This is a genomic window from Sphingosinicella sp. (assembly GCF_052388015.1).
Taxonomy (GTDB): Bacteria; Pseudomonadota; Alphaproteobacteria; order Sphingomonadales; family Sphingomonadaceae; genus Allosphingosinicella.
In genome coordinates this window covers 1-11,799 of sequence record NZ_JBQTIN010000109.1, presented here as the reverse complement: position 1 = coordinate 11,799, position 11,799 = coordinate 1, and the positions used below count along the sequence as shown (strand labels likewise).

General features: G+C 67.6%; 12 protein-coding genes and 1 tRNA gene. 7 read left to right on the top strand and 6 right to left on the bottom strand.

What is annotated here, in order from left to right; translation table 11 throughout:
- Together ACT4N3_RS09120 and ACT4N3_RS09115 are read left to right on the top strand one after the other, a co-directional pair.
- On the top strand, window positions 1–401 hold a 401-nt coding region (locus tag ACT4N3_RS09120), incomplete at its 5' end, for a TetR-like C-terminal domain-containing protein (RefSeq protein WP_444854906.1).
- A gap of 157 nt (window positions 402–558) precedes the next feature.
- Entirely contained in the window at window positions 559–2,307 is a 1,749-nt protein-coding gene (locus ACT4N3_RS09115; RefSeq protein WP_444854905.1) for a caspase family protein, read from the top strand.
- Here the strand turns inward: ACT4N3_RS09115 and ACT4N3_RS09110 are convergent.
- The 3 genes from ACT4N3_RS09110 to ACT4N3_RS09100 are packed head-to-tail and all read right to left on the bottom strand — an operon-like array spanning window position 2,304 to window position 5,778.
- A complete protein-coding gene (locus ACT4N3_RS09110; protein WP_444854904.1) occupies window positions 2,304–3,557 on the bottom strand; it encodes an N-succinylarginine dihydrolase in 1,254 nt (417 codons plus the stop codon). The genes ACT4N3_RS09115 and ACT4N3_RS09110 overlap by 4 nt on opposite strands.
- A gap of 2 nt (window positions 3,558–3,559) precedes the next feature.
- Window positions 3,560–4,570 carry an arginine N-succinyltransferase gene (locus tag ACT4N3_RS09105; protein ID WP_444854903.1) on the bottom strand — a complete coding sequence of 337 codons (1,011 nt, stop codon included), beginning with the start codon at window positions 4,568–4,570 and terminating at the stop codon, window positions 3,560–3,562.
- Entirely contained in the window at window positions 4,567–5,778 is a 1,212-nt protein-coding gene (locus ACT4N3_RS09100; RefSeq protein WP_444854902.1) for a hydrolase, read from the bottom strand. Before ACT4N3_RS09100 ends, ACT4N3_RS09105 begins: the two co-directional genes overlap by 4 nt.
- A gap of 91 nt (window positions 5,779–5,869) precedes the next feature.
- On the opposite strand from ACT4N3_RS09100, the gene ACT4N3_RS09095 reads away from it, so the two are divergent.
- The 4 genes from ACT4N3_RS09095 (at window position 5,870) to ACT4N3_RS09080 (ending at window position 7,417) form a co-directional block, all read left to right on the top strand.
- Complete coding sequence (locus tag ACT4N3_RS09095) at window positions 5,870–6,376, top strand: hypothetical protein (protein ID WP_444854901.1); 507 nt, start codon at window positions 5,870–5,872, stop codon at window positions 6,374–6,376.
- Window positions 6,377–6,380: 4 nt separating this feature from the next.
- Window positions 6,381–6,842: a DUF1579 domain-containing protein gene (locus ACT4N3_RS09090; protein WP_444854900.1), complete on the top strand. Its 462-nt coding sequence runs from the start codon at window positions 6,381–6,383 to the stop codon at window positions 6,840–6,842.
- A gap of 58 nt (window positions 6,843–6,900) precedes the next feature.
- Window positions 6,901–6,977, top strand: a tRNA-Met gene (locus tag ACT4N3_RS09085).
- 125 nt (window positions 6,978–7,102) lie between these two features.
- A complete protein-coding gene (locus ACT4N3_RS09080) occupies window positions 7,103–7,417 on the top strand; it encodes a hypothetical protein (RefSeq protein ID WP_444854899.1) in 315 nt (104 codons plus the stop codon).
- A gap of 18 nt (window positions 7,418–7,435) precedes the next feature.
- On the opposite strand, the gene ACT4N3_RS09075 is transcribed toward ACT4N3_RS09080, so the two are convergent.
- From ACT4N3_RS09075 to hppD, 3 genes are all read right to left on the bottom strand, one after another.
- The gene (locus ACT4N3_RS09075) at window positions 7,436–8,677 is read right to left on the bottom strand and encodes a cupin domain-containing protein (RefSeq protein WP_444854898.1); all 1,242 of its coding nucleotides are present in this window, start codon (window positions 8,675–8,677) and stop codon (window positions 7,436–7,438) included.
- A 77-nt stretch (window positions 8,678–8,754) separates the two neighbouring features.
- The gene (locus ACT4N3_RS09070; RefSeq protein ID WP_444854897.1) at window positions 8,755–9,885 is read right to left on the bottom strand and encodes an alanine racemase; all 1,131 of its coding nucleotides are present in this window, start codon (window positions 9,883–9,885) and stop codon (window positions 8,755–8,757) included.
- 1 nt (window position 9,886) lies between these two features.
- Window positions 9,887–10,960, bottom strand: a complete 1,074-nt coding sequence (gene hppD, locus ACT4N3_RS09065) for a 4-hydroxyphenylpyruvate dioxygenase (protein ID WP_444854896.1) — start codon at window positions 10,958–10,960, stop codon at window positions 9,887–9,889.
- Window positions 10,961–11,062: 102 nt separating this feature from the next.
- Here hppD and ACT4N3_RS09060 point away from each other — a divergent pair.
- Window positions 11,063–11,799 (top strand): NAD(P)/FAD-dependent oxidoreductase (locus ACT4N3_RS09060; protein ID WP_444854895.1); only part of this gene is annotated, 737 nt, incomplete at its 3' end.

Sequence of the window (11,799 nt, the reverse complement as noted above, 5' to 3'; positions counted from 1 at the left end):
TAAGCAAGACCCTGAGCGGTGCGCGCCGATTGCGAACCGACCTGACCGATCTCTTCGCAAAGTCGACAGACGCCTTCCTGACGCCCACGGACGCAGCCCGTGGCTGCCTCCTTATTGGCACCGCCTCGGTCGAGGCCGTGCATCGACCGGCGGTGCGCCGGGTTCTCCGGGAGAGCCTCGATACGTTCAACGCGATCCTCGAGGAACGCCTGCGCAGAGCAATTGCCGAAGGCGAGCTGGATTCTGACGCGGACCCGGCAGGACTTGCGTCGGTTATCTCCGCCATGATGCATTCACTCGCCGTTCGGGCGCGCGCAGGCGAATCGCGGCGCGCGCTCGACAAGCTTGGCAAGTCGGCCCTCAACCTGATCTGTGGCAAGCAGGCGAAGCGGCGCTGCTGAGATGTCGGGTGGCGGCGCGCGCCATTCCCCACAAATGTCGGATCGCTGTGTGTCGGATTGTTCATCCGCCGTTTCGCGATCATAACGCATATTCATGGTCGCGCGCTTTGTCTCCGCCGCTTCCGGCGATTGCGGCGCGCGAGGGGAGAGTAGGGAAATGAAGCGTTTCGTTGTTGCCGCGGCCTTGCTCGCGATGACTTCGCTATCGGCGCCGTCGGCGATCGGCCAGAGCGCAAGCGCGCCGGCGCCGGCCGCGACGCTCGCGATCGGGCAGAACCAGTCCGGCGAGCTGACGACGAACGACAATCAGCGCCGCTCCGGCAAATATGAAGACGTCTACGAGTTCGAAGGGCGGCGCGGCCAGCGCGTCGACCTGAGGCTCCGGGCGGACGATTTCGATCCCTATCTCGTCGTCACCGGCCCGCAGGGCTTCAACATGGCGAATGACGACGAGGAGGGCGGCAACGGCTCGCTGCACAGCCGCCTTGTCCTCGAGCTGCCGGCGGACGGCCGTTACCGGGTGTCGGTGACCAGCTTCCGGCCGGGCGAGACCGGGCGCTACAGCCTTGCCGCCGCGCCGGCCGCCGCAAACGCCCAGATCACCCGGGTCGAGCCGGCGACGCCGATCGCCATCGGCCAGACCGTCGACGGCCGGTTCGCGAGCGGAGAGGGCGCGCGCAACGAGCGCTACCGCTTCTCTGCCCGGCGCGGCGAGCGGGTGCGGATCGAGGCCAGCTCCGAGGCGTTCGACACGATCCTGACGCTGAGCCGCCCCGACGGGACGCAGGACGTCAATGACGACACGACCATCGACGGCCGCACGTCGCTCAACAGCCGGATCGACACGGTACTGTCCGAGGATGGCGACTATACGATCGCGGTCAGCTCCTACCGGCCGGACGGCGCGGGCGCCTATCGCCTGAGCCTCGCCCGCTCGCCCGGCAGCCCGCGCCAGGCCAACGTGCCGGGCGGGCAACGGGTGATCGCATTGCTGGTCGGCGTTTCCGATTATGAGCGGACGTCCGATCTCGCCAACACGGACGACGATGCGACGGAGCTCTACGCGACCTTGCAGCGCAACGGCGTGCTGCACCCGGCGAGCATCGTCCTGACCAACCGCCAGGCGACCCGCGCCGCGGTCACCGCCGCCTTCCGCCGGATCGCGGCGGCCGCCGGCCCGAACGACCTGTTCGTGTTCCTCTTCTCCGGCCATGGCGACCAGATCGACGTGCCGGTGAGCGCGGCCGAACTGGACGGGCGATCGGAGACGATCGAATTGTTCGACGCGCCGATGACCGATGCCGAATTCGCGCCGCTGTTCCGCAGCGTCCGGGCCCGGATGTCCTTCCTGGCGCTCGATTCCTGCTATGCGGGCGGTTTCCGCAACCTCGTCGACCGGCCGAACGTAATCGGCATGTTCAGTTCGGAGGAGGATCTCACCAGCCTGGTCGCGAGCCGCTATCAGGCGGGTGGCTTCCTGTCCTACTTCATGCGGCTGGGGCTGGGCGGAGAGGCCGACGACGACGGCGACCGGATCGTCACCGCGGGCGAGCTTTCCGCTTATGTCCGCCGCCGCTTCCGCCGCGAGGGCGATGTGCCCGCGACGACGCGGGAGGACGAGCGCAATTTCCAGAACATCCTGGTCGATCGCGGCGGCGTCCATGTTGACGATGTGATCGTCCGGCTCGGTGGCGTGCAGGTCGCGGCGGCGCAGACGCCGCCGGCGCCGCGCCCGGCGGTGGTCCAGCGGCAGCCTGAGGAGGCCCAGGTTGGGCCTGAGTCGGAGGAGCAGGCCCTGCAGGATGACGGCCAGTTCGCGCCGGACGATGCGCAGGCCGATGCCGGCGGCAAGCCGGAGGGCGAGGGCGACGAGCCCCTCGGCGACGAGGGCCCGGAGCGCCGCTAGGCGAGATCGGGCAGGCCGAGCAGATCGAGCAGCGCCGCTCGCGCTGCCTCGATTTGTGCGCGCAGGCCGGGAGCGGCGAGGTTCTCGGGCGCGATTCGCTCCGGCCAATATGCTTCGACGCAGGCCGCGATGCGGTCGAGCTTCGCCTCGTCGACCAGGAAGCGGGGATCGACCGTCGCCGGATCGGCGACGACGCGCAGCCTGAGGCAGGCGGGGCCGCCGCCATTCGCCATCGATTCGCGCACGTCGACGGTGAGCGCGCGGCGGATCGGGCCGTTGCCGGCGACCATCCGCTCCAGCCACGCCGCGACGCGGGGCGTTTCCTTTGCCTCGCTCGGCACGATCAGCGCCATCGTGCCGCCCGGCAGGGTGACGAGCTGGGCATTGAACAGATAGGAGCGGATCGCCTCGTCGAGGCTCACATCAGCGGCAGGCACCTCGACGATTTCGACCTCGGGCATGAGCCGGCGGAGGTCGGCATAGAGCCCGGGCCGGTCGGCGAAGGCCTGCTCGTGCGCGAGCAGCACCGTCTCGTTGGCGACGGCGACGACGTCGTTGTGAAACGCGCCGGCGGCGATCGCTTCCTCCGATTGCGCCGCGAACAGCCTGTGGTCGGGATCGAGGCCATGCAGGCGCGCGATCGCCTTCGACGCCTCGGCATGCTGGCGGGCGGGGAAGCCGCCGCCGCTCACGCCATAGACGAAGATCTCGACGCCAGGCGCGCCGTGGCGCGGGCAGAGCCGCATATGATTGGCCGCGCCCTCGTCGCCGAAGGTGGCGGGGACGGGCGCGTGAACCCGGAAATGCGCCGCGTCGGCGAAGGCCAGCCGCAGCTGGGCCAGCGTCTCCGGCCATTCATGGCTGCGATGCGCCATGGTGCGCAGATTGGCGACGGTAAGATGGCAGCGGCCGTCCGCCGTGTCGGCCGCCGGCGAGACGGTCGCCGCATTGGCCGCCCACATCGCCGCGGCGGAGAAAGCGGCGGCACGCAGCACATCGTCGGCTTCCGATACATCGGTGCCCAGCTCGGTTAGCCAATCCGTGTTCGGCCGCCTGTGCGGCAGCAAAATGCCTTGGGCGAGGCCGAGCCCAAGGTTGTGGCGCATCTTGGCGAGGCCCTGCAGCGCCGCCGCCCGCGGCGCCGAGACCCGGCCCTTGTTGGCGGTGGCGGCTAGGTTGCCGAGGCTGAGGCCGGCATAATTGTGGCTCGGCCCGACGATGCCGTCGAAATTGATCTCGACCAGCGCCATGCTCAGCGGCCGATCGCGTGGAAGCTGTCGCCCGGTTCAAGGCCGAGCATCTGCGTCGCCTTTTCGTCGAGCGTCGCGCCGTCCGCTCGCACGCCCACCTTGCCGTAACAGGCGACGAAATCCTTGAGATGGCCGGCGGCGACCATCTGGCTCTCGCCGTCCCCGGCGACGCCGGCCAATATCTGCTCCTTCGATTCGCGGATCGTGCGGATGTCGTCGGTGTCGACCGACATGGTGGGGCCGCCGTCGAAAATGTCGACATATTCGCCGCCCTCGAATCCCTCGTCCTCCAGCATCCGCATCGCGGCGCGGCCCGTGAGATGCGGCACCGCCATGATCGCCCGCGCCGCTTCCGACAGCATCGCCGTGTAGATCGGCGTCTTCGGCATCAAATCGGCGATGAAGCGGGTGCCGTGGACGCCGTTGAACGAGTCCGCCTCCTGGAAATTCATGCCGAAGAAGCGGCCGGCGATGGCGTCCCAGAAAGGCGAGCCGCCCGCCTCGTCGAGCACGCCACGCAGCTCCGCGAGCACGGTGTCGGCGAAACGGGCGCGGTGGAGCTTGATGAACAGATAGCGGCTGCGCGCGAGCAGCACGCCCAGACCGCCGGAGCGCGACTCCGGGTGCAGGAACAGGCCGCCGACCTCCGAGCTGCCCTCGAAGTCGGTGCACAGGCTCAGCATTTCGGCGCGGAAGGTCTTGCCGAGCTCCGGAGAGGTCTGGGTCATGGCGCTGACCCGGTAGGAATAGAAAGGCTGACGCAGGCCGACCCGGCTGAACACCTGACAGGTGCCGCGGATCGCTCCGGTATCGACATTCTCCAGCACGAAAACGAACAGATCGCCGAGTGGATCGCCTTCCTCGCTGGAAAAGGCCTCCTCGGAGCGGGCGAGCTTGGCGGTGAGCGCTCCCTTGTCCTGCGGCAGGTTGGTGAAGCCGCCGCCCGTCAGCATCGCCATGTCGTAGATCGCGCCGAAATCGTCGGGCCGCGCCGGACGAACCCTGAAGCTCACAAACCCTCCCCATCGGCCAGTCGCAGGATCGTCAGCGCCGACAATTGCGCGCGCTCGACCAGGCTGTCGACGATAAGAAATTCCTGGTCGGAATGGATCGACCCGCCGCGCGCGCCCATCGTGTCGACCACCGGCACGCCGCAGGCGGCGATATTGTTGCCGTCGCAGACGCCGCCGGTATCGCGCCAGCCGATCGGCTGGCCGAGATCGGCGCCGCAGCTTTTTACCAGCTCGAACAAGCGGGTCGTTGCGGCGTCCATCGGCTTGGGCGGGCGGCCGAATCCGCCATGGATGTGGATGCTCACGTCATGCGCGGCGGCGATAGTGGTGACGGTCTCGTCGATCAGCGCTCTGGCGCGCGCCTCGTCCTCCGGCGTCATGGGGCGCAGATTGACGCGCAGCACCGCATGATCGGGCACAACATTGTTCGGGCCGCCGCCGTCGATCTTCGCGGGGTTGATCTTGAGCCCGGCATCACGCGCCTCGGCCAGTCGCAGCGCCAGCGCTGCGGCGGCGAGCAAGGCGTTGCGGCCTTCCTCGGGATTGCGGCCGGCATGGGCAGCGCGGCCGGTGACGATGAGCGAGAAATTGCCGCTTCCCGGCCGCGCACCGGCGAGCGTGCCGTCGGGCAGCGCGGAGGGTTCGTAAGTGAGCGCCGCTTTCTTGCCCCGCGCCGCCTGGGCGATCAGCGCCGCCGAGCCGGCCGAGCCGACCTCCTCGTCGCTGTTGATCACGACCTCATAGCCGATCCGCTCGGCCAGCGGCGACGCCTCCACGGCCCGCAAGGCGGCGAGCAAGATCGCGAGGCCGCTCTTCATGTCGGCGACGCCGGGACCGCCGAGCACGCCAGTCTCGCGCCAGAACACGGTCTGGAAGGGATGATCGGCGGCGAACACCGTGTCCATATGACCGGTCAGGAGCAGCTGGATCGGCGCCTCGGGCCGCACCCGCAGATGCAGGTTGCGGCCATGGGCGATCTCGCTCCGCGACCCGTCCGCCGCCACCGCCTCGACCGGCGCGGCGGCCTGAAGCTCGATCGCGCCAGGCAGGTCGGCGAAGGCATCGGCGAGCGGCGCTGCCACCGCGTCGAGCCCGGCAAGGTTGCGCGAGCCGCTGTTGATCGCCGCCCATTGCTCGACCTGGGCGAGCATCGGCGCGTCGGCGCAATGCTCGACCGCCGCCGCCTCGATCGTGGAGAGACCCTGCATCGCGCTCGCCTTAGCCGGACCGAAACTGGCTGGCTACCTTGCGGGGGCCTATGGGGTACGCTAGAACATTAAGCGAACATGGGAGGACGCGATGCTCCTGAACGGCGTTCCCGAAGCCTATCGTCACTATTCGAAACGTGCCGTGCCGCGGGGCGTGCTGGAGTCGGGCGGCGCGATCATCAAGCTCTATCATCTCGAGAAAGCGGGCGAGCCCGTGCCGCCACCGCTCGCCGAGGCGGCGTGCGCCTGGCTGGACGCGCAGGCCGGCAGCGTGTTCGTCGCCGGCGACCTGGGATTCGTCATCCTCCATCGCTGCGGCGCCGATTTCCATTTCCTGCTCCCGGTCTTCTGGCGGGGCGCGAACGAAGCGTGGGAGACAGTCGCCTATCATCATGGCGACATGACCGGCTTCGAGCGCTTCGATCCGGCCTATCCGGTGATGGCCGGACGCGAGATCGCGCCGCGCCCGACCTTCTGTGTCTGGGAGCTGGCGATCGTCGCGCATGAGGCGCTGGCCTGGTCGCGGTTCCTTGCCGGGGACCGGGACGAAGCGGCGCTCGCCATATGGCGCGCCGACACGCTCGAAGCCGAGGTCTGAGATGGTGGACGACGGGCGCCGCGACTTCGATTTCCTGATCGGCGAGTGGCGGGTGACGCACCGGCGCCTGCGCCGGCGGCTCGCCGGCTGCACCGAGTGGGAGGAGAGCCACGGCACCCTGTCCCAGCGCAGCCTGCTCGGCGGCCTGTGCAATGGCGGGGAGCATTTGACCGAGCCGCCGGGCGTTTCCGGCGTCGCGATCCGCACGTTCGATCCCGCGAAGCGGGTCTGGTCGATCTACTGGGTTGGGCAGGACGGCTTGCTTGGCCTGCCGGTTCATGGCGGTTTCGCGGATGGTGTCGGCGTTTTCGAGGGCGAGGACGAGCATGACGGCCGCCCGGTGAAGGTCCGCTTCCGCTGGACGCGTGACGGGCCGGATAAGGCGCGCTGGGAGCAGGCCTTCTCGGCGGACGGTGGCGCGAGCTGGGAGGTCAATTGGGCGATGGATTTCGTCCGCGCCGCCTAGCGCGTCGGCCTTGTTGACCGGTTCGCCCAGCCTACCTATAGCGCCGGCTCGCTTTCGGGGCGGAGTAGCTCAGCTGGTTAGAGCAGCGGAATCATAATCCGCGTGTCGGGGGTTCAAGTCCCTCCTCCGCTACCATCCTCGATCCCTTTTCTCGTCTTTCTGCTGCGGTCGGGCCTATCGCTGTCCAAATCGGATGAGCGCGCCACTAGAATTGGCGAAGTAAAAGGAGTATTGTGTTCTTGTCCTGCAAAGAGGGGAGCATGACGATGACAGCAACACGCAAACTGAGTCGCAGATCGTTCCTTGCACGAGTGGCGGGCGGAGCCGTCGTTGGCGGCGGCGCCATGGTCGCGCTCGCCGAAACCGCCGCTGCGTTTCAGCGCTCGGTGACCGATGCCGACAATGGACCGATCACCGACGGTGCCGGCAATGGCCGCGGCCGCCGCATTCCGCGCTGCACGGACAACGATTCCGGCACGAACTCCGATCGCGCCGGGCAGGGCCGCGGAAGCGGTCGGACCGACAGCGACTCGGGGTCGCGCAGCGATCCGGCCGGCTGCGGCCGCCGCCGCTAGGTCAGCACCGGGAGCGGGTCAGCCGACCCGCTCCAGATAGCCGGCGGCCCAGAGCCGCTGGAGCAGCTCGTCCGGATTCTCGCATTTGAGGTCGGCGGCGATGAAAGGCGTGCCGGACAGCGCGCGCTCGAGCGCGTCGCCTTCCTCCTGCTTGAAGTCGAGATCGCCGCCGGGGCCGATCAGGACCAGCTTGCCGTCGTCATCCTCGGCGACGTTCCAGGGCGCATAGCGGCGGCGGCAGTAGCGGTCGTCGGGCGTGGGCGCGACCCGCGAGGCGGCGATCACGCCGGAGATATTCGGCTGGCGGGCGCGGATGAAATTGTCGGCGAGCAGATCGAAGGCGCTGTCCATCTGCGCCTTGTCGCTGATCGTGTTGATCAGCTCGTCGAAATAGCGCGCCGCCGCTTCCCGGTCGAACGCGCGGTCGGCATAACCGGCCGGCAGCGAGCGGCGGAAGGCCGGCTCGGTCAGCGCCAGTTCGGAGATCGATTCGAGCAGCAGGTCGGCCCAGGTCTTGGTGATCAGGCCGACGGTGATGTGCAGGCTCGGCTCGTCGCCGCTATTCTCCGCGTCGTGCATCAGGCCGCGCGGCATGTAGATGCAGTCGCCGGCATTCATCGTGAAGGTCTGGCTCGGCTCGCCGGCCTGATGGGTGGCGACCTCGAAAGTTTCGCCGCGGAAGGGCGTGGTGACCGGCGTGCCGTAGATCCGCCAGGCCTTGGAGCCCGCGATCTGCATCACGAACACATCGTGATTGTCATAATGGGGCGGAAAGCCCTGGGTGGCCTTGCCTTCCTCGCGGCTCGGCGGGGTCAGATAGATGTTGGTCTGGACGTGGCAGGTGAAGACCTCCTCCAGCGAGCGGCAGAACTCGCCGAGATTGTACATCGAGCTGTGGAGGTGCGGCAGGATGATCGTCGCGCCGCGCAGATATTCCTCGGTCACCGCGACCTGGATGACCCGGCCGTCCTCGTCGAGATAGGCCTCGCGGGTAATCCGGTTATGCTTGTTGGAAAGGTCCAGCATGCCCTCGCGCAGATCGGCGCTGGCGATGAACTGGTCGAGCGAATCGAGGGTGAGCAGGTCGGCATAGCGGTCCGGCTCGTGGCGCAGGTTGAGCAGCTCCTTCTGCTCGTAAATGCTGGCGAGGAACTCCTCCCGCGCGACCGGCGCGATCAGGAAGCCGAGCGCATCTTCTTCCCAGCTTGGATTGTGGCCGTCCGCATCGACCGCCTTCAACGCCTGCTTCCTGGTCGCCATATCTGCCTCCCCAACGCGAGCGCCAGTGTATCGACAGGCGGGCAGGGCCGGAAGCCGCTAATTGACGGCGAAAACGGTCACCAGCCCGTGATCTTGTCCCAGCGATCGACGATCTCGCCGCCGCCGTCGACGACGAGATAATGATCGTAGGGCGCCGCGGTCATACAGACATGGTTGGGCAGGACGCGGACCTTCGCGCCTACGGCCAGGCGGGCGAGGATTTCCGGCGGCACGCCGTCGATCTCGCCATGCTCCTGATGAACGCCGTTGACAATCAGGCGACCAAGCGAAGCGCCGCCGTCGATATCGACCACGACGCCGTAGCCGAGATCGTGCGGCAAAGCGGCCGTGGATCGGTCCTTCGATAAGGCAAGGCCGCCGGCGTTGATCACCACGCGGCCGCGCGCCTCGCTCCGGCCGATGACGCTGGCCAGCACCGAAACGGCAATATCCTCTTCGTCCTGAACGCCGATGCCGGCCTGGAAGAGGTCGCCGGCCGTGTAGACGCCGGCGCGGATCTCGGTGAGGCCCTCGCCCGAAGCCATGAACGTCGCGGTCGGCGACGATCCGGCACTGACCCCCGGCACCTCGAACCCTGCCGCACGCAACCGCTCCGCCGCGGCAACGACGGCGCTGCGCTCCTCTTCCGCGATCTCGACAAGCGCCTCGACAGACCGGGCGCTATAGGAATGGCCGCCATGGGTGGCCACGCCCGACAGCCGAATGCCGCCATCGCGAAGGATCGTGGCGATCTCGACCAGCGCCGGGTCCTGTGGGTCGACACCGGTGCGGCGCCCGCCGCTTTCGATCTCGATCCAGACGTTGAACGGGCGGTTGGCCGGTGCCGCCGCGGCCGCGACCGCGCGCGCGGCCTCGACGCTGTCGAGGAAGAAGCTGAAGCGAGGCACGCGCTCCGCAATCTTCTTCGCACGCAACAGCTTGTCCGGCGTGATGCAGACGGCATATTGAATGTCGGCGATGCCGTGGCCGGCGAAATATTCCGCCTCGCGCAGGGTGGAAACGGCGATGCCGCCATGCGCCGGATCGATCGCGAGCCGTGCCGCGTCGATCGACTTCAGCGTCTTCAAATGCGGGCGCAGGCCGACACCCAGCGAGCGGCATTTCGCCAGCATCCGCGCGCAATTGCGCGTGAGCCGGCCCCGGTCGAGGACCAGCGACGGCGTCGGCGCATCGGCGAGGCTCTTCAAGTCAGGCGTCGGCCTTGGCCGCGGGAATGACGCCGCGGCGGATCTGGTCGAGCTCGATGCTCTCGAACAAGGCCTTGAAATTGCCCTCGCCGAAGCCCTCATTGCCCTTGCGCTGGATGATCTCGAAGAAGATCGGGCCGACCATATTCTCGGTGAAGATCTGGAGCAGCAGCCCCTCGCCGGTCTCGGGCGAGCCGTCGATCAGTATCCGGCGCTGACGCATGGCGGCGACATCATGGGCGTGGCCGGGAATGCGCTGGTCGATCATGTCGTAATAGGTGTCGGGGCTGTCCTGGAACTTGATCCCGTTGGCGCGGAGCTTGTCGACCGTCGCGAAGATGTCGTCGGTCGCGAAGGCGAGGTGCTGGATGCCCTCGCCTCCATATTCCTTCAGATATTCCGCGATCTGCGAATAATCGTCCTGGCTCTCGTTCAAGGGGATGCGGATCTTGTCGTCCGGCGCCGTCATCGCACGCGAGAGCAAGGCGGTCTGCTTCCCCTCGATGTCGAAATAACGGATCTGGCGGAAGTTGAAGATCCGCTCGTAGAACTGGGCCCAGTGATCCATCCGGCCGCGGTTCACATTGTGGGTCAGGTGATCGAGCGTGTGCAGGCCGACGGCGTTGTCGTTGGGGCTGGCGCCCGGCACCGGCTCGAAATCCACGTCATAGATCTGGTCGGCGCCGTAGCGGTCGACGAGATAGAGGAACGAGCCGCCAATCCCCTCGATCGCCGGAATTTCCAGCTCGCCGGGCCCGCGCGGGCTCTCGACCTCGGTCGCGCCGCGGGCGACGGCGTCGGCGATCGCCTGCTTCGAATCGCGTACCCGGAAGGCCATGCCGTTGGCGCTGGGGCCGTGGAGCTTGCGGAATTCGGCCGGCTGCCCCTCCGGCTCCATGTTGAGGATGAAGTTGATGTCGCCCTGCGCATAATGGCGCACCTGCTTGGAGCGGTGGTTTCCCACATGGGTGAAGCCCAGCTTCTCGAACAGATCCGCCATCGCCGCCGGATGGGGGCTGGTGAACTCGACGAACTCGAAGCCGTCGAGGCCGATCGGATTGTCGCGGGCGGTCATTGCAGGGTCCTTCGTATGGGGGTCGGCGCGCCTTTATCAGCGGCTGTGGATAGAAGCAAAAGCGCCATTGCGCGGGGGGTGGCGGCCTCTTAACTCGCTTCCATGACCGCTACGCACTCCTCCCGGATGATCATCCTCGGCTCCGGCCCGGCCGGCCTGACCGCCGCCATCTATGCCGCCCGCGCCGGCCTCGCGCCGATCGTGATCCAGGGCATCCAGCCCGGCGGCCAGCTCACGATCACCACCGACGTGGAGAATTATCCCGGTTTCGCGGACGTGATCCAGGGCCCCTGGCTGATGGAGCAGATGCAGAAACAGGCCGAGCATGTCGGCACCCAGATGGTCTGGGACCATATCGTCGAGGTCGACCTCTCCGAACGGCCATTCCGGCTGAAGGGCGACGGCGGCACGGTCTATCTCGGCGACACGCTCGTCATCGCCACGGGCGCGCAGGCGCGCTGGCTCAACCTGCCGAGCGAGGAGCGGCTGAAGGGGAAGGGCGTTTCGGCCTGCGCGACCTGCGACGGCTTCTTCTATCGCGGCAAGAAGGTGATCGTGATCGGCGGCGGCAACACCGCGGTCGAGGAAGCGCTCTACATGACCAACCACAGTCATGACGTCACTCTGATCCACCGCCGCGACAGCCTGCGCGCCGAGAAGATCCTGCAGAAACGGCTGTTCGCCCATCCTAATATCAAGGTGATGTGGAATCGCGAAGTCGCCGATTTCGTCGGCGAGGGCACGCCGGAAGGGCTGGTCGCGGTGAACCTGCGCGACACGGTGACCGGCGCGATCGAGCGGCTCGACACGGAAGGGGCGTTCGTCGCGATCGGCCATGT

Coding starts and splice junctions, on each gene's coding strand:
- ACT4N3_RS09115 (WP_444854905.1), top strand. CDS start 559: ATGAAGCGTTTCGTTGTTGCCGCGGCCTTGCTCGCGATGACTTCGCTA.
- ACT4N3_RS09110 (WP_444854904.1), bottom strand. CDS start 3,557: ATGGCGCTGGTCGAGATCAATTTCGACGGCATCGTCGGGCCGAGCCAC.
- ACT4N3_RS09100 (WP_444854902.1), bottom strand. CDS start 5,778: ATGCAGGGTCTCTCCACGATCGAGGCGGCGGCGGTCGAGCATTGCGCC.
- ACT4N3_RS09095 (WP_444854901.1), top strand. CDS start 5,870: ATGCTCCTGAACGGCGTTCCCGAAGCCTATCGTCACTATTCGAAACGT.
- ACT4N3_RS09080 (WP_444854899.1), top strand. CDS start 7,103: ATGACGATGACAGCAACACGCAAACTGAGTCGCAGATCGTTCCTTGCA.
- ACT4N3_RS09075 (WP_444854898.1), bottom strand. CDS start 8,677: ATGGCGACCAGGAAGCAGGCGTTGAAGGCGGTCGATGCGGACGGCCAC.
- hppD (WP_444854896.1), bottom strand. CDS start 10,960: ATGACCGCCCGCGACAATCCGATCGGCCTCGACGGCTTCGAGTTCGTC.